The organism is Pseudomonas sp. GL-R-26, assembly GCF_019947365.1.
In the GTDB taxonomy this organism is placed as follows: Bacteria; Pseudomonadota; Gammaproteobacteria; order Pseudomonadales; family Pseudomonadaceae; genus Aquipseudomonas.
On sequence record NZ_JAGYGI010000007.1, the window covers coordinates 166,427 to 190,595 of the forward strand.

Consider the following 24,169-nt stretch of genomic DNA (forward strand, 5'->3'; position numbering starts at 1 on the left):
CCCACAAGGTGTTGTGTCGTACTCAATTGCTGTGAACAACACCAAGCCCTGTGGGAGCGGGCTTGCCCGCGAAGGGGCCATCCGCTTCACAGCATCTGCCATTTGACAGACGCCGACCATCCGACAAAGCTGCATCAAGCTTCATCGCGCGCCGCAAGGCAAACGCACCTGGACCATGGAAGTCGTAATGCCGAAACATAAAAATAAAGCTGCAACCCCAAACCCTGATTCGCAACCGACCCTGATCAACCGCTACCTGTTCCCTGTCACCATCGGCATCCTGCTGCTGGCCGTGGCGGGCATCGGCTGGTTTTTGCTGGGCAGCACACCGACGACGCCCAAGCCAGTCCCCGTCAGCGCCCCTGCCGTGCAACCGGCCAAACCGCAACAGGTCGCTGTCGCGCCTGCGAAAATGGTCGATGAGCAACAATGCCAGGGCTGCCACGGCGAGCAGGTCAAGGACTGGCAAGGCTCCCATCACCAACTGGCGATGCAGCAAGCCAACGCGGACACCCTGCTCGGCGACTTCAACAACGTCACCTTCAAGGCCGAGAAAGAGACCACGGTGTTCTCGCGCAAAGGCGACGAATTCTGGGTCAACACGCCCGGAATCGATGGCAAGACCGCCGATTTCAAGGTCGCCTACACCTTTGGCATCGCCCCTTTGCAGCAATACCTGATCGAGGTCGGCGAAGGCCGCTTGCAGGCCCTCGCCGTGGCCTGGGATACCGAGAAGCACCGCTGGTTTCACCTCTATCCGGGCCAGGGCGTGACCTTCAAGAACCCGCTGCACTGGAGCAAACCGAGCCAGAACGCCAACTTCATGTGCGTCGAGTGCCACACCACCGGTTACAAGCGCAATTTCGATGCGGCGAAAAACACCTTCGACAGCAACTGGAACAGCCTCGGTGTCGGCTGCCAGGCCTGCCATGGTCCGGCGTCCAATCACCTGGAGTGGACCGCGAAGAAAACCGACCTGATCCATGCCGGCTTTGCCGTCGACCTCAAGGACAAGAACGCCACCGTCGAAATCGAAACCTGCGCCCGCTGCCACTCGCGCCGCGCGCCCCTGGACGATGACTACACGGTCGGTAAACGGCTGATGGACGACTACCTGCCGAGCGTCCTGACCCGCGAGTTGTACGCGCTGGACGGCAAGATCAAGGATGAAGTGTTCGAACACGGCTCCTTTGCCCAGAGCAAAATGTTCGACAAGGGCGTGCGTTGCAGCAACTGCCACAACCCCCATAGCACTCAGTTGAAGGCCCCCGGTAACGGCGTTTGCCTGCAATGCCACAACACCGCCGGCAAAACCACTGTGGAAGGTGTCGACGGTAAAGGCCTGCAAGCGAAAAACTACGATTCCGTCGAACACACTCGCCACACCATGGGCCAACCGGGCTCGCAGTGCGTGGATTGCCACATGCCCGGCAAGTTCTACATGGGCAACGACTTCCGCCATGACCACAGCTTCAGCATCCCCAACCCCGAGCGGGCGAAAAAACTGGGGACGCCTGACGCCTGCCTGACTTGCCACCAAGGCAAGGCCGGCGACAAGGTCACCGAGCAGTTCAAGCTGTGGAACACCGCCAACGCCAGCGCGGTACAAGCCCCGCGCTACGACGAAAGCCTGTGGCTGATTCGCAACGGTCAGGCCGGCGCCGCGCAGGCAATGTTCGAGCAATTGCAACGCAGCAACCTGCCGGCGATTCAACGGGCGACGCTGCTGGCCGAACTGCCGGCGTACCCAAGCGAACAGGCATTGAAACTGGCCACCAAGGACCTGGGCAACCCGGCGCCGCAAGTCCGCGAGAGCGCGGTGCGAGCGGTCAGTGCGTTCCTGCCGCCAGCAGAGCGTGCGCCATTGCTCACGCCATTGCTGAGCGACCCGGTGCGGGCCGTGCGCATCGCCGTCGCCCGGGACTTGCTCAGCGTGGCACGCAATGGTCTGGGTAGCGCCCAGGACAACTGGAATGCCGCCATCGCCGAATACGAGGCGGTGCAAAAGAACCTGGCCGAGCGCGCCGAGGCCAACCTGAACCTGGCCATGCTCTATCAGGCCGATGGCCGCAGCGCAGAAGTCGAAGCTTTGCTGCGTACCGCCCTGCAGCGCGATCCGGACTTCTACCCGGCGCTGGTCACCCTGGTGCAATGGCTGGAGGCCAACGGTCGCCGTCAGGAAGCCCATGCCCTGCTGGCGCAAAGCCTCAAGGACCACCCCGACTCGGGCCTGCTGCAACACACCCAAGGCCTGGCACTGATTCGTGCGGGCCAGGCCGCCCAAGCCATGCCGTACCTGCGCAAGGCTGCGCAACTGGAGCCACAGAGCGGACAGTTCGGTTATGTGCTGGCGGTGGCCCTGCATGACAGCGGCAAGATTGACCAGGCGTGCGCAGAGCTGGAACGGCTATTGAAAGAACAGCCAGCCAACCGCAATGCCCGCTTGTCGTTGATCCAGTACTACCTGGACAACGGCCAGGAGCCCAAGGCGCAAGTGCTGTTGCAGGGCTGGAAGAAAATGAACATGGGGGATCCGGCGTTGAAATGATCGGGGCTGAACCGGACGCCCCTTCACGGTCAATCCTGCTCCCACGGGGTTAGCGTCGTCGACAGAATCTGTGTACGACGCTAACCCTGTGCGAGCGGGCGTGCCCGCGATGACGGCCGTGTGAGCAACGCCCATCCCAGGCATGCCCCTTCCCCGTTTGCCCTGTATCGGTCAGCAAACAATGCGAACCCCTTATATTCTTGGTGATATCACTACGCCACTAGTGATAAGGTTCGCGGCGCTTGAAAAACCTCTCCCCCATTACATTTCGAGGCGACATGAAGCACGCCTCGGCCAATGACGGCAATGACCGGTCGCAAGGATCAACCATGGAAGCTCTCCGCAAGCTGTTCACCGTTACAGCCCTGACCACAGCACTCCTGACTTCGGGCTGTGCAAGCATCGTCGGTGACAGCAAATACCCGGTGAACGTATCGAGCACGCCTAGCGGCGCCAACTTCACCATTACCAACAAAGCCGGTGTCGTCGTACATAACGGCTCCACGCCCAACACCGTGACACTGCCTTCCGGTCGTGGTTACTTCAAGGGCGAGACCTACACCGTCACCTTCAAAAAAGAAGGATATGCCGATAGCAGCACCACGCTGGAAACCAGCATGAGCGGCTGGTACTGGGGCAACATCCTGCTTGGCGGGTTGATCGGCATGCTGGTAGTCGATCCACTGACCGGCGCAATGTACAAACTTCCTGAAGGCGCCGCGGGTAACCTCGGCAGTCCGGTGGCCGGCGAAGCACCAAAAAACCTGACGCTGCTGGAAATCGATCAGCTGTCGCCAATCGAGCGCGCGACGCTGGTTCGCATCAACTGACAGCACCCGGCGCATTCCGCCGTTCGGGATGCGCCCTTTTGCTGATCAGCTAGCCTCTGCGACGAAACAACGGCCGCGGCTCAATCACCGAACGCCCGTACAACACGCTCATCCCCGCCAATCCCTTCAATGCATCTTCTGCGGATTTGTCTTCACGCACGGCAAAGCTGTCGAAACCGCATTGGCGCATGTGGCTGAGTTGATCGCGCAAGACATCGCCGATGGCGCGCAACTCGCCGGCCCAGCCCAATCGCGTGCGCAGCAGATACGCCTGACTGTACCCGCGGCCATCGCGAAAGCTCGGAAAATCCAGGGCGATCAAAGGCAGTTGGGCAAACCATGGCTGAAGGCTTTCCACTTCATCGTCCGGCCCCAGCCACACGCCGCTTTGCGACGGGTTTTCCAGCCAGCGGCTCAGCGGCAGAATCGCGGCACCCACGGGCAGCGGTGCTTGCGGGTCGCGCACGAGCTTCCACGGATCATCCGCGACAATCCGCGCCATGCCCTCTTCCAACCGCAACAGATTGTTCATGCCGACACCTCCAGCACTTTCGCATATACCGCCTCCTTGAACGGCTCTAGCCCGATCCGTTGGAAAGCGTCGACGAACAGTTCTTCGCTCTCGCGATAACGCACGAAGGTGTCGATGATGCGCTCGATCACCTCGGGCACTTCGGCGGCGCTGAAGGACGGGCCAATGACCTTGCCCAACGCGCTGTGCTTGCCCTGGGCGCCGCCGAGGGTGATCTGGTACCACTCGGCACCGTTCTTATCGACCCCCAGAATGCCGATGTTGCCGATGTGATGGTGACCGCAGGCATTCATGCAGCCGGAGATATTGAGGCTGATGTCGCCCAGGTCGTGCAGGTAGTCGAGGTCTTCGAAGCGTGCGGCAATAGCCTTGGCGATGGGGATCGACTTGGCATTGGCCAGCGCGCAGAAGTCGCCACCGGGGCAGGCGATGATGTCGGTGAGCAATCCGGCGTTGGCACTGCCCAGATTGTGTCCGCAGGCCAGGCGCCACAGGGTGAACAGATCGGCCTTGGACACGTCAGGAAGGACGATATTCTGCTCATGGGCAATGCGGATTTCACCGAAGCCGAAGCGTTCGGACCACTCGGCCACCGCCTCCATCTGTCCGGTAGTGACATCGCCCGGTGGCGCAGCGCTGCCGGGCTTGGTCGACAACACCACGCTGGCATAGCCCGATATTTTGTGCGGCTGCACGTTACGCTGCACCCAACGAGCGAACGCCGGGTTTTCGGCCAGGTGCGTGCCGAAATCGAGATGGGTGTCGGACAGATCACGATATGGCGGTGCGACGAACGCACTGGCCACACGCTCGAACTCGTCAAGGGTCAGTTGCGCCGGGCCGTCCTTGAGGAACTGCCACTCTTGCTCCACTTCCCGGGCGAAGGCCTCGATGCCCAAGGCTTTGACCAGGATCTTGATTCGCGCCTTGTACTTGTTGTCCCGCCGGCCATGGCGGTTATACACCCGCAGCACCGCCTCTACGTAAGACAGCAGGTGCTGCCACGGCAAGCCTTCGCGGATCTGCAAGCCGAGGATCGGCGTGCGCCCCAGGCCGCCACCCACCATGACTCGCAGGAGCATGTGTCCTTCGGAGCCTGGGTAAAGATAAAGGCCGATGTCATGCATCATGATCGCCGCGCGGTCCTGCTCGGCCGAGCAGATGGCGATCTTGAACTTGCGCGGCAGGAACAGGAATTCCGGGTTGATGGTCGACCACTGCCGCAGAATTTCCGCCAACGGTCGCGGGTCAATCATTTCGTCGGCCGCAACCCCGGCAAAGGCTTCGGTGGTGATGTTGCGCACGCAGTTGCCGGAGGTCTGGATCGCATGCATTTCCACCTCGGCCAGGCGTTCGAGGATGTCCGGCACCTGAGCCAGTTCGATCCAGTTGAACTGCATGTTCTGCCGGGTGGTGAAATGGCCGTAGCCGCGATCGTAATCCCGGGCGATGCTCGCCAACGTACGCATTTGCCGGGCACTCAGCGTGCCGTAGGGAATCGCCACCCGCAGCATGTAGGCGTGCTTTTGCATGTACAGGCCGTTCTGCAGGCGCAACGGCAGGAACTCTTCTTCGTTCAGCTCACCGGCCATGAAGCGCTCGACCTGATCGCGAAACTGCGCAACCCGTTCGAGCACCAGTGCCCGATCGTAATCATCGTATTGATACATAGCTACCTCATCAGGATTGCGGGGCATCGGGCTCTGTGGCTCGTTCACAAGAGCGACTATGCGCCAGCGGTGCAGCGTGTTACAGATTCACCTGAATCGTTAAAAACCGTATCAGAGCGCGCAAGATCGCCGCAGCATTGCAACTTATCTGATCCGCATAAATGAAATATTCCTGAGCCTGTTTTGTTTTCGCCACGGTTTTTACAGTGCACGTCATTGCAACCGTGGAAGCATCGATCATGAGCACAACAACTATCGGACAGGCCTATAACTACAAGGTCGTCCGCCAATTCATCGTGGCAACCGTGATCTGGGGCGTCGTGGGAATGGCGATGGGCGTGTGGATCGCCTCGCAACTGGTGTGGCCGCAGATGAACCTGGACCTGCCGTGGACCACCTTCGGCCGCTTGCGCCCGCTGCACACCAGCCTGGTGATTTTCGGTTTCGCCGGCAGCGCGCAATTCGCCGCCAGCTATTACGCGGTGCAGCGTACCTGCCAGGTGCGGCTGTTCTCGGACACACTCGCCGCCTTCACGTTCTGGGGCTGGCAGTCGGTGATTGTGGTGATGCTGATCACCCTGCCGCTGGGCTACACCACCACCAAGGAATACGCCGAAATCGAATTCACCGGCGCGGTGTGGATGACCGTGGTCTGGGTTGCATACGCCGTGGTGTTCTTCACTACCGTAGTGCAACGCAAGACCAGACACATCTACGTCGGCAACTGGTTCTTCGGTGCATTCATCGTAGTCATCGCCATGCTGCACGTGGTCAATCACCTGTCGATTCCAGTCGGCTGGTTCAAGTCCTATCCGGTGTACTCCGGGGCCACCGACGCCATGGTGCAATGGTGGTACGGGCACAACGCCGTGGGCTTTTTCCTGACCACCGGTTTCCTCGGGATGATGTATTACTTCGTGCCGAAACAGGTGGGCCGGCCGGTGTATTCCTATCGCCTGTCAATTGTGCACTTCTGGGCGCTGATCACCCTGTACATCTGGGCCGGCCCGCACCACTTGCACTACACCGCGCTGCCGGACTGGGCGCAGTCGCTGGGCATGGCCATGTCGCTGATCCTGCTGGCGCCGAGTTGGGGCGGGATGATCAACGGTATGATGACCCTGTCCGGTGCCTGGCATAAGTTGCGCACCGACCCGATCCTGCGTTTCCTAGTGCTGTCCCTGGCCTTCTACGGCATGTCGACCTTCGAAGGGCCGATGATGGCGATCAAGACCGTCAACGCCCTCTCCCACTATACCGACTGGACCATCGGCCACGTGCACGCCGGGGCGCTGGGCTGGGTGGCGATGATTACCTTCGGTGCGACCTATCACATGGTGCCGAAGGTATTCGGACGCGATCAGATGCACAGCACGCCGCTGATCAACCTGCACTTTTGGCTGGCGACCATCGGCACCGTGCTGTACATCGCCTCGATGTGGGTCAACGGCATCACCCAGGGTCTGATGTGGCGCGCGATCAACGATGACGGCACGCTGACCTACTCCTTCGTCGAAGCCTTGCAGGCCAGCCATCCGGGATTCGTCGTGCGCTTTGCCGGCGGGGTGTTCTTCCTCAGCGGCATGCTGCTGATGGCCTACAACGTGTGGCGCACGGTGCAGGTAACGGACGTGGCGATGGCCGAACGCGAGGCGCGGTTAGCCTGATGATTGAAGTCATATTGAACATTCTGGGTGTGGCATTTTTGTGGTTCGCCATCGAGTATTGTCTGCACCACCAGACCGCCGAGAGCCTGGACGATGCGAGCCTGATCCCGTTTGCGGATGACCCGGAAGTGGCGCGACGGGTGGAATTGGCGACCGGGAAAACCGTTAGAACACTGCCGCCGGAAGAGGCGAATCCGGATTGGGGAACCCTCGATATTTGATGTAGCACCGATGACTGTGGGAGCAAGCTCGCTCCCACAGGGTTGTATGTCGAGATTTCAGGTACGCTCCCGGGGAATCAGGCTTTGCAGTTGTTGCGCCAGGAAGTTTGCATCGAACTCAAAAGTGTCCGGGTCTTTCAAGCCATTGGTCTTGCGCCACTGCCAGCTAGTGGATGGCGGCAGGCACACCAGTGACACGCTGCCATAACGTGCTGCTGTAAAGCCCATCACCGACACGGAAATCTGCCCGCCGACACCCATCACCTCCGGCACGAACTCCACCGGTTTGCCAGCGATCAGGATGCTGAGCTTTTCGGTCTTGAATGGAGAGGTCTCCACCGGAACACTCGGCCCCAACGCGACATACACTTCGCGGTTCACTTCGAGCAGGTTAGGCGCCTTGACCGGTTCCAGCCACTGCTGGATTTGATCGAACAGTCCAGCGATGCGCGCTACCCATTGTGCCGATTGCGACTCGAACAGCTGTTTCTTGTGCGCTTCGCTTTCTGCGTAGTGACGAAGCATCTCGCCCAGTTGCTGTACGTCGTCCATTGCGGTGGTCCTTTGGTTGAAGCAGTACTGCGGAGTTTCAGAATGGCAGATGCGCGTTGCCAACGTACGACTAAAAGCGCGAACGGTACTGGCTGGGGGTCAGAGAGATGCATTCGACATTTTCTGAGAGATCGAAATGCGGATCCACGGGACACTCGCCTGATCACAGCACCCTGCCCTTGGGCGGGCGACGCAGGCGCGCCATGCTCAAGGTGTCCACCAATACGCCGTCACGCACGGCGTAATCACGGAACAGGCCCTCGGTTTCGAAGCCGAACTTGCGGTACAGGGCAATGGCCGCTTCGTTGTCGGCATACACCGACAGCTCGATGCGCTGCAGATTCATCCAGTTGTCGGCGATATCCAGCGCCGTCGCAAGCAACTTCGAGCCCACGCCCTTACCCTGCCACGCCACCGCAACGCCCATGCCGAAACTGCCGGCATGGCTGCGACGAATGCGTGAGAACTGCTCCAGGCCAATATTGCCGACGACCGTGCCTTGATGCAGGGCCACCACTTTCACCAGGCGTTCGTTATCCAGCGCCAGGCGATTTCGCCAGAGTTCGGTGGACTGAAACGGCATTTGCAGGGTTTGACGGGCGATTGCGGGATCGTTGTACAGCGCCGTAATGCCTTCGATGTGGGATTCGTTGAAGCGTTCGAGGGTGATAACGGGTTCGGTGGCTGGCATGGGTGAATCATCCTTGAAGCAGACATGGCCGTTCACTCTATAACGCTACCTTCCAGTGTGGCGAGAACCACATTTTGATCGCGCTCAGCTTTCGAACCATTCCCGGCGCTCGCTGAAGGTGTTTTCAATCAACTCGACGATCATCCGTACCTGCACGTCGTCCCCGGAATGGGCGTTGACCGCCATCCACACCTGACGCCGCATTGGCTGTTCAAACAGCCCCGGCAAGGCAATCAGCCCACGGTCGAAATGGCTCATGTAGTGCGGCAACAGGCCGATGCAGGCACTGCAACGGATCATCTCCAGCATCAGTTCCTTGGATTGCAGTTGCACCGCCCCGGCCAAGCGCTGGTCCACCAGTGCATTCCATGGCCGGAAGCTCTCAACCTGACAGTCCTGCCGCCATTGCACCAGGAGAAAATCGGCCAGTTCATCCAGGCATTCCGGCCTGGAAGCAACCCGCGAGTAGCGCTTGGCAATATGCGGCAGGTATTCCAGTTGCGCCAGGTGCCGGGGTTCTGTGGTGACAAAGCTAGGCCCCGGTAACGGCGATCCGCTCTCGCCCAGCCACACCACCACGTCGGCGCTGACCGCCTGCAATGCCAATTCGCTGTCGAGGGTCATGATGTCCAGGCGCACGCTGGCGTTGCGCCGCAGCAATGCAACCAGGTCACGTCCGAGAATGTCATGCAGGATCGAATCCGCCACGGCCAGGCGAATCAACGGCTGCTGGATCACCGGAAAATTGCGCTCATGGGCCAGGGCGATCAATTGGGCGTGCAAGCGCAAGCCGTCGCGGCTGAGGCTGAAACCATTGTCAGAATGGTTGAACAGCGAACACTGGAGTTGCGTTTCAAGCAGTACCAGTTGCCTGCGCAGGCGGGTGGCCTTGATGTTGAGACTGCGGGCGGCCTGCATGAAGCAACCGCAACGGGCGCTGACGGTGAAACACAGCGCCAGTTCGGGGTCGATAGCCGCCGCCAACTGGCGCCAGGACGCGTTTTTATCGAAAGCGACACGATACTCCGCAGCCCCCTGGTGGGTGCTGGCTTCCATGAATGACATTGAGGACTCCCTGTCGATCTGACACTGACAGGTGCATCCTGCGGATCGTTCATGAAGCTGCTGTGACAATGACTCAGGCGCTGGGTGTCTGCCGGAAGCTCACGGCCAGGCGATTCCAGCTATTGATGGTGGTGACGGCGATGGTCAGGTCGACCATTTCGCTTGCGTTGAACTGCTCCCGGGTTTGCGCGTAGACATCGTCCGGCACATGGCCTTCGGAGAGCAACGTGACCGCCTCGGTCCAGGCCAGCGCTGCTCTTTCCCGGGGATTGAAAAAGTTGCTGTCGCGCCAAACCACAATGGAATACAGACGCCGGTCGCTTTCGCCCAGGCGCCGTGCATCCACCGAGTGCATGTCGGTGCAAAAGGCGCAGCCATTGAGCTGCGAAGCACGAATCTTGATCAGATGCAGCAGGCCCTGCTCGATGCTCAGGCTGCTGGTCAGGGCCTCCATGGCGATCATGGCTTTCATCGCCTTGGGGGACGCGCTGTAGTAATCCAGACGGGGGTTCATGGATCGATCTCGTGCAACCGTTAGGTGAACTTCACGGTAGTCGCTGGCGTGCAGGCATGACAGATCCAATCGGGCGATTTCCCCGGGGACCACCGCCACCAGACCAATCGACGGTTTTTCCACTGCACAACTTCTGTACCACGAGCGGATAAGGGTAATCTTGCGCGACGCACACGCGCCTCAACAACCCCGGAGCCTCGCCGGTATGGAACTACATGTTGTCATCAACGGCCGCAAGGACCTGGCCGGCCAGCTGTACAACCAACTGCGCAGCGCCATCGAGTCCGGTCGCCTGACCGCCGGAACGCAACTGCCGCCCAGCCGCTTGCTGGCCGAACAACTGGGTATTTCGCGCAAGACCATTTCCGACACCTACGCCCAGCTGACCTACGAAAACTTCCTCACCGGGGTGGTCGGCAAAGGTACCTACGTCAACGCGCGCTCGTCGAAGGTGCAGCGTAAACAGAGCCATACCGAGCTGGGCGGCTTCGAGGTGATCGAGTCCTGGCGCAACCTTCCGGTGTTTCTGCGTCATCCGACCCTGGAAGGCTCGCTGCGCTACGACTTCATTGGTGGCGCCACCAGCAAGGGCCAGTTTCCCCAGGATGACTGGCGGCGCTGCACCTCCCATGCACTGCGCCAGATTTCCAGTTCCAAGGGCTTATACAGCTTGCCCGAGGGCTTGCCGGCGCTGCGTAACGCCATTGCGCAGCACATCGCGTTCTCCCGCGGGGTCAATTGTCAGGATGAGGATGTGGTGGTGTGCAACGGCGCGCAACAGGCGCTGGACCTGATTGCCCGGGTGCTGATCAGTCCGGGCAGCCTGGTCGCCATGGAAGACCCCGGCTACCCGCCGGCGCGCCTGCTGTTCGGCACCCACGGCGCCACGGTGATTGGCGTGCCAGTGGACGCCGAAGGCATTGTGGTGGACCAGATTCCTCGCGGCACTCGCCTGATCTATGTCACCCCGTCGCACCAGTTCCCGCTGGGCATGCCCATGAGCCAGGCGCGCCGGGAAGCGCTGCTGGCCAAGGCCCATGAGCTGGGTGCGATCATCATCGAGGACGACTACGACAGCGAGTTCCGCTATGAAGGCCGCCCCACCGATTCCCTGCAGAGCATGGATGAACGGGGGATCGTTGCCTACGTCGGGACGTTCTCCAAAACCCTGTTGCCGGAACTGCGGCTCGGCTATGGGATCCTGCCGCCAGCGATCCTCGAGGCCGTGGTACGCGCCAAACAGCTCACCGACCTGCACACTTCGACCCTGCCACAATGGGCGCTGGCCAAGTTCATCGCCGAAGGCTGCCTGCTCAAGCACATCCGGCGCTGCCATACGGTCTATGCCGGGCGCCGCGAACGGATCCTGATGCGGATGGCGGGCGATCTTTCGCCCTGGCTGGAGGCGGTGCCGTCCACCGCCGGATTCCACATGGTGGTGATGTGCAAAGTGCCGATGGATATTCCATTGGTGATCGAACTGGCGAAAAAAGTCGAAGTCGGGCTCTATGCCATCGACAGCTTTTTCTATCAGCAAGCGCCAAAGGCCGGGCTTTTCTTCGGTTTTGGCGCCATCGAAACCCTCGACATCGACATCGCCCTGGACCGTTTGCGCGACATCCTGCAGCAGGTGGCCTGACGGATTGGCCTGCGGTTTTATCTGGCAATTGGCTATTGGCGGTCCCGGGGGCCGGGCCTATCCTGCATAGGCGTTATCCCTCAATGAGCAGGATTCGTCCGACCTGATTCAGGAGTGTGAGCAATGTCCCATGAAGTGATCAATACCGTACAGGTGCAGGCCGCCGCCGGCCGCTCGGATGAACTGGGTAAGCAACTGCAGAAGATTGTCGAAACCCTGCGTGAACTTCCTGGCTGTGAATCCTATATGGTCGACCGCTGCCCCGAGGACACCAATCGCTGGACCGTCAGCGCCCACTGGCAATCGGAAGCGGCCATGCGATCGCATTTCAACTGCCCGGAAGTCCAGGGCTTTATCAGCCTGATCGATAGCCAGTTGGCCAATGCCGTGGACTTCAACAGTTTTCCGATCGTTTAACCATTTCCTGTGGCGAGGGAGCTTGCTCCCTCACCATCTTTTTTTCTCCATTGGCCCTTCTGCAATTGGTCCCCTCGCCTTCCAGAATATTGGCTGTTTAACCTCTACTGCTTGCGGACTACTGTTGTTTTCGACAACTAACCCACCGCAGGTAAAGAACCATGAACGTGTTGCGTTTCTGTGCTGCCCCCCTCGCTGCCCTGGCCCTGACTGTGTCGACATCGGCCTTTGCCCATGATCCTTCGGAAAAGGTCACCGTTTTGCAGGACGAAATGCTGAAGAACATCCCTGGCCAAAAAGCGATGATGATCGAAGTCGACTACCAACCCGGTCAGTCTTCCATCGCCCACAAACACGACGGCACCACCATGGCCTATGTCCTTTCCGGAGAAATCACCTCCCAGGTGAAGGGCCAGCCAGCGAAAACCTACAAGCCCGGAGAGTTCTGGTATGAGCCGGCGGGTTCGGAGCACATGGTGTCGAAAAACGCCAGCGCGACCCAGCCGGCAAAGTTGCTGGTGTTCATGGTATTGGCCCCCGACCAGAAGGTGTTGATCCCACTGGAACACTGATGGCTGAACGTACAGCTATAAATAAAAAGGCTCAAATCGCGAATTCGGGCCTTTTTATTTCCTCACGCAATTAACCGAAGACGTTTAAACCAAACAAAACTATTGGTCGCCTGACAAGTGCGGACATTGGCTATTTAAATAAATCATCCAGGGTTTAGTCTTGAGTCTCCGTCGGCACATCGCCGGCAACTTCAACTTTCGACCAAGTTGTTTCACTGGAGAAACACCATGAAACTTGCGCTTGTCAGTACGTTGACGATGACCGCTCTCCTGGCTGGCTGTTCGATTCCTACCGCACCTACCGCGGTGTCTTCACTGGACGGAGTCTTCACCGAACCGGTGGGCCGCAGCAACGCGACCCGCATCCCCAACGGCAGCCAGGTGTCGCTGGGCGTCGTGTACAGCCGCAACACCCAGGCCAACCGTGCCTATCTTCAGGACTACCAGGCCAACGCCGGCACCGGTTTCGGCCAGAGCCTGCTGGTACAACCGATTCACGATGCCTATGTCGCCACCTCGAAACCCGACCTGGCGGTGGACTGGGTCAAGGCCTCGCTGCAACGCCAGTTTGGTTCAGTGACGGTTTACCCGGACATGCAAAGCCTCAAGGCCGCTAAACCGGATGTGGTGGCCATCGTCGACAGCCGCAGCCAATTGATCACCTCACGCAGTTCGGATGTCGAGTCCAAAGTCAGCGCGGACTTCTATGATCGCAACTTCAACTACATCGGGACTGCACAAGGTCATGACGGCAAAGCGCTGAGTCCGGTATGGGCCGACTACAAGCGCAGCGAAGAGATCGTTGCCGATATCAACGAGCAACAGAATGTGCAGGTACGGGCATTGCAGAAGTTTGACCAGTCGCTCAACAGTATGATGACCCACCCGACAAACAACCTTTCGTCAACCGAAACCGCAACAAACCGCAAGACCTTCTGAGCGCACATTTATGGTGATCAGCCTTGTTCTTCAAACGACGGGGCTGACCACATCAATGTAATTGCAGGTTCACGAAATAGCGCTGCGAAAACACACGAAACAATTAACTACAGCGCGATCGATCTGACTGGCGATATTCTGGGCGTCCACCTAGGGAATGCAACACATTAAATAAAGGACTATTTATGAACACAGGTGAAAAACGCTCATTTATCGCACGCCTTACTTGCGGTGGCAGCCCCATTACTTTTCTTCAGGAATTCAAGCCACACAAGCTTTTCAATAGAGAACCGATACTGAAACAAATCCTTACAGCTCAAAGCGACTATCGTCCACCCGTATTCGTTCTTGACCCATCCACTAACAAAATGGTTCGCGTTGCGTATTCCATCCGAACCAAAAACACCGTGGTTGTACATTTCGAGTGCTACGACGACCATTACAATATGAAAATAGTCAGCAACCCTTATTATCAACAATACATCAGCAGAAACGACGAGGGTTGTCTGCTTGCCCTTCCGCCCGCTGGAGCGAACACCGCGTCATTCAACTTGCTGGATGCTGATCACAACATCATCACCCTCGATGATTTGAGCTCTGACACATCGACTGTTTACTTGAAAGCTCGCAATGCAGGAATAATCAGGAAACAAATAAACGGGGGCACGGACAGCTACACCCACCGCTACTCTACTTTTACTGACCGTGCAGGAGACATTGTGAAATTCCAGTTAAATATCCTCGAGAGGCATACAGTCTCACCGAGACTCTCGACACCTTATCCTTGATGTATCGACGTGTATTCAAACCAATCGCTACCTCTTGAACAAAAAAAAGCCCCGCATCTTTCAATGCGGGGCTTTTTCATTCAACGCCTGATCAGGCAGCTGGTTCCAGCTCGACGGCGACAGCGGCAGGCACTACCGATTGACCGCTCAACGCCAGGTCAAGCAGTTCGCGGTTGGCCACCGCGTACATGGCGTAGTCAGTGCCGCTGGCGGCACGGATTTCCACCAGCATGGCACGCCAGCGCTCGATCATGCTTTCGTTCTGCGCCATCCACAGGGAGAGCCGTGCTTCCACGTCCTGGGTGCCGTCGCCCTGTTGCAGGACCGAGATGGTGATCGCGCGTTGCTGCCAGTCGACGTCATCGCGGAACGCTTCACGGGCCAGGGCCTGCCAGTTGTTTTCAACCGGCAGAGCGCTGATCTGCGCCAGGTACCAGGTGATGTCCAGCGCGCTGCCCACGGCGAAGTACGCCTTGGCCACGTCCGCCGGGTCCTGGCCGGTCACGTCGGAGGCCTCGATGATCGGCAACAGGGTGTACAGGTGCGAGGTGCCAGCCACCATGCGCGCCAGCAGCTCCGGCACACCGGCTTCGACGTAGGCCTGGTAACGCGCCTGCCAGGTTTCGCGGATCGGGCCGATCAGCAGTTCGTCGAGCTTGAGGCCCAACTCCTTCAGATGCGGACCGAAGTGCGCGACGTCACGGGCAGCGTTCTGCTCGTTGCGACGGGCACGCAGGAACCAGCGCGTGGCGCGACGCCCCAGACGCATCAGCTCATCCATCAGCTCCAGTTGCACGTCGGCGGAGACCTGGTAGTCCAGGTTCTCGATCTGACGGAACCAGTGCGGGAGATGGAAAATGTCGCGAACGATCACATAAGCGCCGGCTACGTTCGCCGGGCTCATGCCGGTCGACTCTTTGAGTCGTTGAACGAAAGTGATGCCCATGTGGTTGACCAGATCGTTGGCGATCTGGGTGCTGACGATTTCGCGCTTCAGACGGTGACGACGCATGGCCGCGGAGAACTTGCTCACCAGCGTTGGCGGGAAAGCGGTTTCCATGTCGCGGGTCAGGTAGTCGTCGTCCGGCACCAGGGAGCCCAGCAATTGCTCCTTGAGGTCGATCTTGCTGTACGAGATCAGCACCGACAGCTCGGCACGGGTCAGGCCATGGCCTGCCGCGATGCGCTCGTTGATTGCATCTTCGGCCGGCAGGAACTCGATGGCGCGATCCAGCTTGCCACGGCCTTCCAGGTCGTTCATCAGGCGCTTGTATTCGGCAATCCGCGGCAAGGCGCGACGGGCTGCCAGGGACAGGGCCTGAGTCTGCTTGTAGTTGTTGCCCAGCACCAGACCACCGACTTCGTCGGTCATGCTCGCCAGCAACTGGTTACGTTGCTTGTCAGTCATGTCGCCGGCCTGAACCACTTCGTTCAGCAGGATCTTGATGTTCACTTCGTGGTCGGAACAGTCAACGCCGCCGGCGTTGTCGATGAAGTCGGTGTTGGAACCACCGCCATTGAGACCGAACTCGACGCGACCCAGTTGGGTCATGCCCAGGTTACCGCCCTCGCCCACGACTTTGCAGCGCAGTTCGTTGCCGTTCACGCGCAGTGCATCGTTGGCCTTGTCGCCGACATCGGTGTGGCTTTCAGTGCTGGCCTTGACGTAAGTACCGATACCGCCGTTCCACAGCAGATCCACCGGTGCCTTGAGCAAGGCGTTCAGCAGTTCGGTCGGGGTCAGCTTGTCGGCCGAGATGTCGAAGCGTTCCTGCATTTGCGGGGAAATCGCAATGCTTTTCGCGCTACGGGAGAAGATGCCGCCACCTTCGGACATCAGGCTGGTGTCGTAGTCCGACCAGGCTGAACGCGGCAGGTCGAACAGGCGCTGACGCTCGGCGAAGCTCGACGCCGGCTCAGGGTTCGGGTCGATGAAGATGTGCAGGTGGTTGAACGCTGCGACCAGTTGCAGCTTGTCGGACATCAGCAAGCCGTTACCGAACACGTCACCGGCCATGTCGCCGACACCCACCACAGTGATGTTGTCTTCCTGGACATTGATGCCGCGCTCGCGGAAGTGGCGCTGTACGCCGACCCACGCGCCCTTGGCGGTGATGCCCATCTTCTTGTGGTCGTAACCGGCCGAACCACCGGACGCAAACGCGTCACCCAGCCAGAAGCCGTACTCGATGGCGATGCCGTTGGCGATGTCGGAGAAGGTCGCAGTGCCCTTGTCCGCGGCCACTACCAGGTACGGGTCATCGTGGTCATGACGCACGACGTTGGCCGGTGGCACCAGGGCGCCGTCTTTCAGGTTGTCGGTGATGTCCAACAGGCCCGAAATGAAGATGCGGTAGCAAGCGATGCCCTCGGCCGCGATCTCGTCACGACTGCCGCCCAGTGGCAGGCGGCGCGGCAGGAAACCGCCCTTCGCACCCACCGGCACGATCACCGAGTTCTTCACTTGCTGGGCTTTTACCAGGCCCAGGACTTCGGTACGGAAGTCTTCTTCACGGTCGGACCAGCGCAGGCCGCCACGAGCCACGTTGCCGAAACGCAGGTGCACACCTTCGACGCGCGGCGAGTAAACGAAGATTTCGAACTTCGGTACCGGCTTCGGCAGTTCAGGGATCAAGTGCGGGTTGAACTTGAAGCTGAAGTACGACTTGTTATGGCCGTTGGCGTCGGTCTGGTAGAAGTTGGTGCGCAGGGTGGCCTTGATCAGGTCCAGGTAGCGACGCAGGATGCGGTCTTCGTTCAGTACCTGGACGTCGTCCAGGGCGCTGAGGATCGCGTGTTCCAGGCGTTGCTGCATGTCGTCCAGATCGTCGCCGGTCAGCTTGCGCGCCAGGTAGAAGCGAGTCTTGAACAACCGGGTCAACTCGCGAGCGATGTCGGTGTGGTTGTTCAGGGTGCTGGCGATGTAGCCCAGATCGAAGCCCAGACGAATCTGCTTCATGTAGCGGGCGTAGGCACGCAGCAGTGCAACGTCGCGCCATGGCAGACCGGCGGTCAGTACCAGACGGTTGAACGCGTCGTTCTCGGCTTCGCCACGCACGATGTGGACAAAGGCGTCCTGCAGCGTGTCGTTGAGTTGCTGGATGTCGAGCTCCAGGCCTTCGGCAGCGGTGAACGCGAAATCGTGAATCCAGAACTCGCGGCCACTGTTGTGGCGCAGGCGATACGGGAACTCACCCAGCACACGCAGGCCGAGGTTTTCCAGGATCGGCAGGACGTCGGACAGCGCCAGCGGGGTGTCAGCGTGGTACAGCTTGCAATGCAGCATGCGCTGGCCGGACACCTGGCCCAGCGGCTGATAGAAGCTCATCACCAGCGGATTTTTTTCGTTGAGGCTCAGCAGGTGCTGCATGTCGACCACAGCCGAGTGGGCTGCGAAACGCTCGCGGTAACCAGCCGGGAAGCCTTTCGGGAAATCGGCCAGCACGTTGGTGCCGTGGGCTTCACCGAAGCTTTCAACGGTCAGCGCGGCGTAGTCGTCCTGCCAGCTGCGGCAGGCCTGCACCACTTCTTTTTCCAGCAGCAGCGGGTCGATGTCGAGGCGGTTTTTCGGGTCGACGCGCAGGATCAGCTGCACGCGGGCCAGCACGGACTCGGAGAAGAAGGTCCAGAACTCGCAGTCCGAGGCTTTCAGGCGATCCATCAGCACTTGCTGGATCTTCTGGCGCACTTCGGTGGAATAGATGTCACGCGGCACGTAGGCCAGGCAGTAGCAGAAACGGCCGTACGGGTCTTTGCGCAGGAACACGCGAATCTTGTTGCGTTCCTGGATCTGCACGATCGACATCACGGTGCTGAACAGCTCGTCCACCGGGGTCTGGAACAGATCGTCGCGCGGCAGCACTTCGAGCACCTGTGCCAGTTCCTTGCCCAAGTGAGCCTTGGCCTGGAAGCCTGAACGGTGTTCGATTTCCTCGACCTTGCGGCGGATGTACGGGATCACCCGCACGCTCTCGCCATACACCGACGAGGTGTACAGGCCCATGAAACGGCATTCCTTGACGACCTTGCCGTCGGCGTCAACTTCACGGATCGACACGAAATCCGGGTAAGCCGGACGGTGGACACGGCTTGGGTGCGAAGCCTTGGCAAACGACAGCAGGGTCGGTTCGCGCAGGTAGTTCACGGCGTAGTCTTCGATGCGCAGGTCATCGTAGGTCAGGCCGGCACGCAGCAGCTTGGTCAGGCCGAGGAAGGAGTCCTTGTCGTAGACGATATGGCCGCCATCAGCTTCATCGCTGACCACGAACTCTTCATAACCGAGGAAGGTGAAGTGGTTGCCCACCAGCCATTCCAGGAAGCTCTTGATTTCGCTCTTCTCGTCGCCATCGACGGCGAACTGGCTGTTGTCCAGCTTGGTCAGGATTTCCTGGACCTTGGCCTTCATCGGCTCGAAATCGCCGACGGCCACACGGACTTCACCGAGCACCTGCTCCAGCTCTTTGCTCAGCACATTGAGCTCGGCGGTGTTGGCGCAGCGGTCGATTTCCAGGTACATCAGCGACTCTTGCAGAATGTCGTCGCCCTGGGAGCCTTTAGGCAGGATTTCCAGCAACTCGCCCTTGCTGCCACGACGAACGCTCAGCACGGTGGTTTGCAGGGTATGGATGCTATAGCCGCGGCGGTTCAGCTCGGTACGCACCGAGTCGACCAGGAAAGGCAAGTCGTGGTGCAGCACTTCGACCGCGGTGTGGGTCGACTGCCAGCCGTGGCGTTCGTAATCGGGGTTGTAGACGCGCACTTGCGGCTGCGCGTGATCAAAGCGCTCAAGCAAGCGCCATGCAGAAAGGGTGCAGCCAGCGAGGTCGGACAACCGACGCTGGGTCAGCTCGTCAAGGGAAATGATGCCGAAGAATTGTTCAGCGAACAGCGCCACTTGTGGCAGTGCCTGTTCACTGATGTGCTGCGCCAGTGCCGCTTGCAGTTGGTGCTGGAAGTCGGCTTTGCTGGCTGCGGTGAAGAACGCCATCTGTGGTACTCCGCTTGGGCTTGTTATTGATGGAAGCGTCGCGTGCAAAACCCCTGTTCGGGGCTACCCGTCACCCCGTTCCTGATTCTCGGGCAGAGGAAACAGGGTGACAGGTGGGTGAAGCTGGACGGGACACTCGGGTCACATTCACCTTCCGTGAATGGGCATCTGCAAAAACGACTGGACTGCGTGCAGCGCAATGTCTTTACGGGTGCTCATCCGTTGCGCAGCTTAACCAGTGCGGCAAGGCCCGTGCTTGCGATGCTGCGACATATTCGGTCAACGGTACGCAGTTCAAGGCATGCGCATCGAACAACACTAGCAGTCGCTCGAAAAATTTGGCGATTTTTGTCCGTCTTATGGCACGGATGTGCCAGAAATCCAGACCTGGGTTTATACAGTTCTTGGGCTGGCGAATTCTTAGGGAAATTCTGAAGAAGACTTCCTGATTTTGGCAAAATACCAGGACTCCACCCGCCGAGTTTTCCGATGAAACAGATGACCTTCGCTGACGCCGAGTACGCAGGCAAGCGTAAGCAGACCCGCAAAGAGTTGTTCTTGATCGAGATGGATCAGGTGGTGCCGTGGAACGGCTTGATCAAACTGATCGAGCCGTTCCACCCGAAGGGTGAAGGCGGTCGTCCGGCTTATCCGTTGATGACGATGCTGCGTGTACATTTGATGCAGAATTGGTTCGGTTACAGCGATCCAGCGATGGAGGAAGCGCTGTACGAGACCACCATCCTGCGGCAGTTCGCCGGGCTGAATCTGGAGCGTATTCCCGACGAAACCACCATCCTCAACTTCCGCCGACTGCTGGAGAAACACGAGCTAGCTGCCGGCATCCTGGCCGTGATCAATGGCTATTTGGGTGACCGAGGGTTGTCGTTGCGCCAAGGCACCATTGTCGATGCCACGCTGATCAATGCGCCCAGCTCGACCAAGAACAAGGACGGTAAACGCGATCCAGAAATGCACCAAACCAAGAAGGGCAACCAGTACTATTTCGGCATGAAAGCGCACATCGGTGTGGATGACGAGTCAGGTCTGGTGCACAGCGTGGTGGGCACAGCCGCCAACGTGGCGGATGTCACTCAGGTCGACAAACTGCTACACGGTGCGGAGAACGTGGTCTGCGCCGATGCCGGTTATACCGGCGTCGAGAAACGTACCGAGCATGATGGGCGCGAGGTGATCTGGCAGATCGCGGCACGCCGCAGTACTTACAAGAAGCTGGGTAAGCGTAGCGCTCTATACAAAGCCAAGCGCAAGATCGAGAAGGCCAAGGCCCAGGTACGCGCCAAAGTCGAGCACCCGTTTCGGGTGGTCAAGCGCCAGTTCGGTTTTGTGAAAACGCGCTTCCGTGGCCTGGCCAAAAACACCGCGCAACTGGTGACGCTATTCGCTCTGTCGAATCTGTGGATGGCACGCCGACATTTACTGACCAGTACAGGAGAGGTGCGCCTGTAATGTGGGAAATGACCGTTGCGAGGTGCTCGCGGCGGCTAAAAGCTCAGAAATAAGCGGATGATCTGATCGTTTTGGTCGATTCGCCGTTTTCAAAATCAGCGGAGGCTGAAGTCAGCCAGAAAAGCGTGACTACTTCAGACCTTCCTTAGCGGGAGCTGCATCAACATCCCACGACTCGACGACGATCCGAGTTGCATCGTTAAAATCATTTAGTTCGAAGATTTTGTTTGTGTTTTGTAGGTTGAAAGCTGACGGGATCGTAAACCACATCAAACAATTTAGATGGCTTGGATTCAGGGTTCTTATCGATTCTGAAATACTCGATACGGGCAGAGGTCTCACCGACTTTTAATTGATGAATCCGAGACGTGACCCCTCCCCCTAAAAACGTCCCCTTATAGGCTTTTACGGGGAGCCCTGAATAGTCAGAGAACAGTTGGCCGAATGGTGCTGCCGACGGATTCAGTTCATGTATAAACCCGTTGCCTGAATGACAGGTCAACAGGCGAGCACTATCAAACGACTCAAACTGAAAACCGGTACTTTTTATATGATCAGAAAGGCCTTTGGGACCTAAGAGGATGTTTTTCTCCTTCAGAACTCCTCCTATTTCTGCCCCGTGACCATAGATATTGAGCCTAGGGCCACCCTTGTATCTATCTACAAAAACAACCAACCCTTCGGAAATCCTTGTGAAATTTTTTACCGGCTTTACATGTTCACCGGATACAAACGATAGATATCGGGCTTTAACTTTAGTGAATGCAGTCGCGACCGCTGAAAAAAAATGCCCCGTAGAATCGTTCCTATTAACCGGATCTCCTGCGCAATACGCATACGCATTCAACCCGCCTTTATCAAAAGGGCTTAAATTATCTGGACTGTTAAATCGCATCAGTACAGGGTTAAAAGATCGATAGCCATTTCCCAACAAATAATGCCCGGTCACTGGATCCAGTTTTTGACCATTGAAACCCAATAAACTGAGCAATCCATTTGCGGAGGAGCGATGACCGTAGGGCGAGTAGGCGGTGGTTTGCTGTAAGCTCGCTTGAAGCGCATTAAAGACAGAGCGCTGCAGATCGGTGGCCAGTAACGTGCTAGAGATGTCACTGCTCTGACGTTGTTGCTGCGCCAACAGTTGATCGCCGTGCTGAACAATCGAAAGTCGCTCACTCCCTTCTATTTCGGTGACCAGACGGCTGTCGCAGTAGAAGCGCTGACACTCTGGATTATTCAGTTCAACATGACTGGCCAAGCGATCCAGTGCGTCGTATCGATAATGGATCAAATGCGTTTTCCACGTATTGGACATGGCGAGCCTCCGAAACCGGGATCAGCAAACGCCCACTACTGTCGATCGTTGTGACGAAAACAACAACTAGCAGAACTGCTAGGTTTAACTCAGTCCAGCAAAATTTCGTCGAGACTGGCAAAATCACGTTTCGCCCGCCAACTCCGCTCCCAGCGCCAGGACTTCTCATATGCAAATGACCACCGCCCTCTTGATCGTCAACCCTTGCGACGACGAAGAAGACAACATGGCCATGCTCTGCTGCCATAGCGACCAGGGCGAAATGTTCCTGATGAGCCGCTACCCGGATGAAGACGAGCTGGAAATCACCCTCGACGGCGAACCCTCGACCCTGGACGGTGTGAAAGTCACCCTGAGCCCTTCCCTGCTGAAGATCGAAATTGCGGCGGCGGATGCCGATGCGCTGAATGGGGATGATGTGCTGGAGATCACTTTTGATCCGGACATGGTGGATCTGGCCGAAGTGGAAGAAACCTTGCAGAACATTCTGAAAGGCACTGGCACCTTTATCAGCCAGATTTGAGATGGTTGATCGGCCCTCATCGCGAGCAGGCTCACTCCTACAATTGATCGTCGTACCCCGTCAATGTAGGAGCGAGCCTGCTCGCGATGGGGCCAGCAAAGCTACCCAATCACACCCCCGCTATAAAAAACCGCCAATTGCCCCAATCATTTCCCGCACTTTGCGCAAAATGCCGTTAGTCGGCGGCGCCCGCGATGGATTAAAGTAACGCCCCCAGCCCTGGCGTATTTCAAACGTTCTCGGCCACCCTTTTGCAGGAACAGTCATCGATGGAACATCGTGAAGCGCTGCTGGCGCTGCGAACCTTTCTTTCAACGCAGATTCTCGGCCAGGAAAAACTCATCGAGCGGTTGCTCATCGCCCTGCTCGCCGACGGCCACATGCTGGTCGAGGGGGCTCCTGGCCTGGCCAAGACCAAGGCCATCAAAGAACTTGCCGAAGGCATCGAGGCCCAGTTCCACCGCATCCAGTTCACCCCCGACCTGTTGCCGGCCGACATTACCGGTACGGAAATCTACCGCCCGGAAACCGGCAGTTTCGTGTTCCAGCAAGGTCCGATCTTCCACAACCTGGTACTGGCGGACGAAATCAACCGCGCCCCGGCCAAGGTCCAGTCGGCCTTGCTCGAAGCCATGGGCGAGCGGCAAGTCAGTGTCGGGCGCAGCACCTATGAGCTGTCGCCGCTGTTCCTGGTGATGGCCACGCAAAACCCCATCGAGCAGGAAGGTACCTATCCGCTGCCGGAAGCCCAACTCGACCGGTTCCTGATGCACGTGAAAATCGGCTTTCCCGATGCCACCGTTGAGCGCCGGATTCTGCAGCAAGCCCGTGGAGAAGCCCTGAACGGTGAAACGAAGCCTGAGCGTCGGGTGACTCAACAGACGATATTTGTCGCACGCAAGGAAATCCTCGGTCTGTACATGGCCGACGCCGTGGAGGAATACCTGGTGCAACTGGTCATGGCCACCCGCACCCCGGCCAAGTTCGATCCGGAGATGGCCGAGTGGATCGCCTACGGCGCCAGCCCGCGTGGCTCGATTGCCTTGGACCGCTGCGCCCGCGCCCACGCCTGGCTGGCCGGGCGTGATTTCGTCAGCCCGGAAGATATCCAGGCCGTGCTGTTCGACGTGCTGCGCCATCGCATCATTCTTTCCTTTGAAGCCGAAGCCGCTGGCATCGATCAGGACCGTGTGGTCCAGCGGATTCTCGACGTCGTAGCCGTCGCTTGA

Annotated in this window: 20 protein-coding genes; 12 read left to right on the plus strand and 8 right to left on the minus strand. The window is 58.6% G+C overall.

The features are described 5' to 3' along the window. Window positions 1–187 precede the first annotated feature (187 nt). Both KGA96_RS09940 and KGA96_RS09945 read left to right on the plus strand, forming a co-directional pair. On the plus strand, window positions 188–2,548 hold the full coding sequence (locus tag KGA96_RS09940; RefSeq protein ID WP_223512656.1) for a tetratricopeptide repeat protein: 2,361 nt from the start codon (window positions 188–190) through the stop codon (window positions 2,546–2,548). Between the two features lie 329 nt (window positions 2,549–2,877). Then, window positions 2,878–3,378 carry a hypothetical protein gene (locus KGA96_RS09945; protein WP_046037151.1) on the plus strand — a complete coding sequence of 167 codons (501 nt, stop codon included), beginning with the start codon at window positions 2,878–2,880 and terminating at the stop codon, window positions 3,376–3,378. A gap of 49 nt (window positions 3,379–3,427) precedes the next feature. Here the strand turns inward: KGA96_RS09945 and KGA96_RS09950 are convergent, their stop codons facing one another. Beyond that, window positions 3,428–3,910: a DUF934 domain-containing protein gene (locus KGA96_RS09950; protein ID WP_046037152.1), complete on the minus strand. Its 483-nt coding sequence runs from the start codon at window positions 3,908–3,910 to the stop codon at window positions 3,428–3,430. After that, window positions 3,907–5,580: a nitrite/sulfite reductase gene (locus KGA96_RS09955; RefSeq protein ID WP_046037153.1), complete on the minus strand. Its 1,674-nt coding sequence runs from the start codon at window positions 5,578–5,580 to the stop codon at window positions 3,907–3,909. The genes KGA96_RS09950 and KGA96_RS09955 overlap by 4 nt, the downstream gene beginning before the upstream one ends. A 239-nt stretch (window positions 5,581–5,819) precedes the next feature. Here KGA96_RS09955 and ccoN point away from each other — a divergent pair, with 239 nt between their 5' ends. Together ccoN and KGA96_RS09965 are read left to right on the plus strand one after the other, a co-directional pair. Then, window positions 5,820–7,247 carry a cytochrome-c oxidase, cbb3-type subunit I gene (gene ccoN, locus KGA96_RS09960; protein WP_223512659.1) on the plus strand — a complete coding sequence of 476 codons (1,428 nt, stop codon included), beginning with the start codon at window positions 5,820–5,822 and terminating at the stop codon, window positions 7,245–7,247. Continuing rightward, on the plus strand, window positions 7,247–7,468 hold the full coding sequence (locus KGA96_RS09965) for a hypothetical protein (protein WP_046037155.1): 222 nt from the start codon (window positions 7,247–7,249) through the stop codon (window positions 7,466–7,468). Before ccoN ends, KGA96_RS09965 begins: the two co-directional genes overlap by 1 nt. A 57-nt stretch (window positions 7,469–7,525) precedes the next feature. Here the strand turns inward: KGA96_RS09965 and KGA96_RS09970 are convergent, their stop codons facing one another. The 4 genes from KGA96_RS09970 to KGA96_RS09985 all read right to left on the minus strand — a co-directional run bounded on the left by KGA96_RS09970 (window position 7,526) and on the right by KGA96_RS09985 (window position 10,290). Beyond that, window positions 7,526–8,020 (minus strand): hypothetical protein, encoded by a 495-nt coding sequence (locus tag KGA96_RS09970; protein WP_046037156.1) that lies wholly within the window; start codon window positions 8,018–8,020, stop codon window positions 7,526–7,528. Between the two features lie 163 nt (window positions 8,021–8,183). Then, window positions 8,184–8,711, minus strand: coding sequence for a GNAT family N-acetyltransferase (locus KGA96_RS09975; protein WP_046037157.1), 528 nt, complete (start codon window positions 8,709–8,711; stop codon window positions 8,184–8,186). An 84-nt stretch (window positions 8,712–8,795) separates the two neighbouring features. Next, window positions 8,796–9,776, minus strand: a complete 981-nt coding sequence (locus KGA96_RS09980; RefSeq protein WP_223512662.1) for a LysR family transcriptional regulator — start codon at window positions 9,774–9,776, stop codon at window positions 8,796–8,798. A 73-nt stretch (window positions 9,777–9,849) separates the two neighbouring features. After that, complete coding sequence (locus KGA96_RS09985) at window positions 9,850–10,290, minus strand: carboxymuconolactone decarboxylase family protein (protein WP_223466950.1); 441 nt, start codon at window positions 10,288–10,290, stop codon at window positions 9,850–9,852. Window positions 10,291–10,495: 205 nt separating this feature from the next. On the opposite strand from KGA96_RS09985, the gene KGA96_RS09990 reads away from it, so the two are divergent. The 5 genes from KGA96_RS09990 (at window position 10,496) to KGA96_RS10010 (ending at window position 14,645) form a co-directional block, all read left to right on the plus strand. After that, window positions 10,496–11,929 (plus strand): PLP-dependent aminotransferase family protein, encoded by a 1,434-nt coding sequence (locus KGA96_RS09990; protein ID WP_223466949.1) that lies wholly within the window; start codon window positions 10,496–10,498, stop codon window positions 11,927–11,929. Between the two features lie 123 nt (window positions 11,930–12,052). Then, window positions 12,053–12,346: a putative quinol monooxygenase gene (locus KGA96_RS09995; protein ID WP_046037161.1), complete on the plus strand. Its 294-nt coding sequence runs from the start codon at window positions 12,053–12,055 to the stop codon at window positions 12,344–12,346. A gap of 161 nt (window positions 12,347–12,507) precedes the next feature. Beyond that, entirely contained in the window at window positions 12,508–12,918 is a 411-nt protein-coding gene (locus KGA96_RS10000; protein WP_046037162.1) for a cupin domain-containing protein, read from the plus strand. A gap of 228 nt (window positions 12,919–13,146) precedes the next feature. Next, entirely contained in the window at window positions 13,147–13,857 is a 711-nt protein-coding gene (locus tag KGA96_RS10005) for a hypothetical protein (protein WP_046037163.1), read from the plus strand. A 185-nt stretch (window positions 13,858–14,042) separates the two neighbouring features. Next, complete coding sequence (locus KGA96_RS10010) at window positions 14,043–14,645, plus strand: hypothetical protein (protein WP_223466947.1); 603 nt, start codon at window positions 14,043–14,045, stop codon at window positions 14,643–14,645. A 91-nt stretch (window positions 14,646–14,736) separates the two neighbouring features. On the opposite strand, the gene KGA96_RS10015 is transcribed toward KGA96_RS10010, so the two are convergent. Further along, window positions 14,737–19,632, minus strand: a complete 4,896-nt coding sequence (locus KGA96_RS10015; protein ID WP_223512665.1) for an NAD-glutamate dehydrogenase — start codon at window positions 19,630–19,632, stop codon at window positions 14,737–14,739. Between the two features lie 489 nt (window positions 19,633–20,121). Here KGA96_RS10015 and KGA96_RS10020 point away from each other — a divergent pair, with 489 nt between their 5' ends. Beyond that, window positions 20,122–21,102, plus strand: coding sequence for an IS5 family transposase (locus KGA96_RS10020; protein WP_223466943.1), 981 nt, complete (start codon window positions 20,122–20,124; stop codon window positions 21,100–21,102). Between the two features lie 205 nt (window positions 21,103–21,307). On the opposite strand, the gene KGA96_RS10025 is transcribed toward KGA96_RS10020, so the two are convergent. Then, window positions 21,308–22,417 carry an RHS repeat-associated core domain-containing protein gene (locus KGA96_RS10025; protein WP_223466942.1) on the minus strand — a complete coding sequence of 370 codons (1,110 nt, stop codon included), beginning with the start codon at window positions 22,415–22,417 and terminating at the stop codon, window positions 21,308–21,310. A gap of 169 nt (window positions 22,418–22,586) precedes the next feature. Between KGA96_RS10025 and KGA96_RS10030 the strand changes: the two genes are divergently transcribed. Both KGA96_RS10030 and KGA96_RS10035 read left to right on the plus strand, forming a co-directional pair. Next, window positions 22,587–22,940, plus strand: a complete 354-nt coding sequence (locus KGA96_RS10030) for a hypothetical protein (RefSeq protein ID WP_223466941.1) — start codon at window positions 22,587–22,589, stop codon at window positions 22,938–22,940. A 269-nt stretch (window positions 22,941–23,209) separates the two neighbouring features. Then, a complete protein-coding gene (locus KGA96_RS10035; RefSeq protein WP_046037167.1) occupies window positions 23,210–24,169 on the plus strand; it encodes an AAA family ATPase in 960 nt (319 codons plus the stop codon).

What these genes read in the sequence shown, in the direction of transcription:
- KGA96_RS09940 (WP_223512656.1), top strand. Translation starts at nt 188, where the DNA reads ATGCCGAAACATAAAAATAAAGCTGCAACCCCAAACCCTGATTCGCAA.
- KGA96_RS09945 (WP_046037151.1), top strand. Translation starts at nt 2,878, where the DNA reads ATGGAAGCTCTCCGCAAGCTGTTCACCGTTACAGCCCTGACCACAGCA.
- KGA96_RS09950 (WP_046037152.1), bottom strand. Translation starts at nt 3,910, where the DNA reads ATGAACAATCTGTTGCGGTTGGAAGAGGGCATGGCGCGGATTGTCGCG.
- KGA96_RS09955 (WP_046037153.1), bottom strand. Translation starts at nt 5,580, where the DNA reads ATGTATCAATACGATGATTACGATCGGGCACTGGTGCTCGAACGGGTT.
- ccoN (WP_223512659.1), top strand. Translation starts at nt 5,820, where the DNA reads ATGAGCACAACAACTATCGGACAGGCCTATAACTACAAGGTCGTCCGC.
- KGA96_RS09965 (WP_046037155.1), top strand. Translation starts at nt 7,247, where the DNA reads ATGATTGAAGTCATATTGAACATTCTGGGTGTGGCATTTTTGTGGTTC.
- KGA96_RS09970 (WP_046037156.1), bottom strand. Translation starts at nt 8,020, where the DNA reads ATGGACGACGTACAGCAACTGGGCGAGATGCTTCGTCACTACGCAGAA.
- KGA96_RS09975 (WP_046037157.1), bottom strand. Translation starts at nt 8,711, where the DNA reads ATGCCAGCCACCGAACCCGTTATCACCCTCGAACGCTTCAACGAATCC.
- KGA96_RS09980 (WP_223512662.1), bottom strand. Translation starts at nt 9,776, where the DNA reads ATGTCATTCATGGAAGCCAGCACCCACCAGGGGGCTGCGGAGTATCGT.
- KGA96_RS09985 (WP_223466950.1), bottom strand. Translation starts at nt 10,290, where the DNA reads ATGAACCCCCGTCTGGATTACTACAGCGCGTCCCCCAAGGCGATGAAA.
- KGA96_RS09990 (WP_223466949.1), top strand. Translation starts at nt 10,496, where the DNA reads ATGGAACTACATGTTGTCATCAACGGCCGCAAGGACCTGGCCGGCCAG.
- KGA96_RS09995 (WP_046037161.1), top strand. Translation starts at nt 12,053, where the DNA reads ATGTCCCATGAAGTGATCAATACCGTACAGGTGCAGGCCGCCGCCGGC.
- KGA96_RS10000 (WP_046037162.1), top strand. Translation starts at nt 12,508, where the DNA reads ATGAACGTGTTGCGTTTCTGTGCTGCCCCCCTCGCTGCCCTGGCCCTG.
- KGA96_RS10005 (WP_046037163.1), top strand. Translation starts at nt 13,147, where the DNA reads ATGAAACTTGCGCTTGTCAGTACGTTGACGATGACCGCTCTCCTGGCT.
- KGA96_RS10010 (WP_223466947.1), top strand. Translation starts at nt 14,043, where the DNA reads ATGAACACAGGTGAAAAACGCTCATTTATCGCACGCCTTACTTGCGGT.
- KGA96_RS10015 (WP_223512665.1), bottom strand. Translation starts at nt 19,632, where the DNA reads ATGGCGTTCTTCACCGCAGCCAGCAAAGCCGACTTCCAGCACCAACTG.
- KGA96_RS10020 (WP_223466943.1), top strand. Translation starts at nt 20,122, where the DNA reads ATGAAACAGATGACCTTCGCTGACGCCGAGTACGCAGGCAAGCGTAAG.
- KGA96_RS10025 (WP_223466942.1), bottom strand. Translation starts at nt 22,417, where the DNA reads ATGTCCAATACGTGGAAAACGCATTTGATCCATTATCGATACGACGCA.
- KGA96_RS10030 (WP_223466941.1), top strand. Translation starts at nt 22,587, where the DNA reads ATGCAAATGACCACCGCCCTCTTGATCGTCAACCCTTGCGACGACGAA.
- KGA96_RS10035 (WP_046037167.1), top strand. Translation starts at nt 23,210, where the DNA reads ATGGAACATCGTGAAGCGCTGCTGGCGCTGCGAACCTTTCTTTCAACG.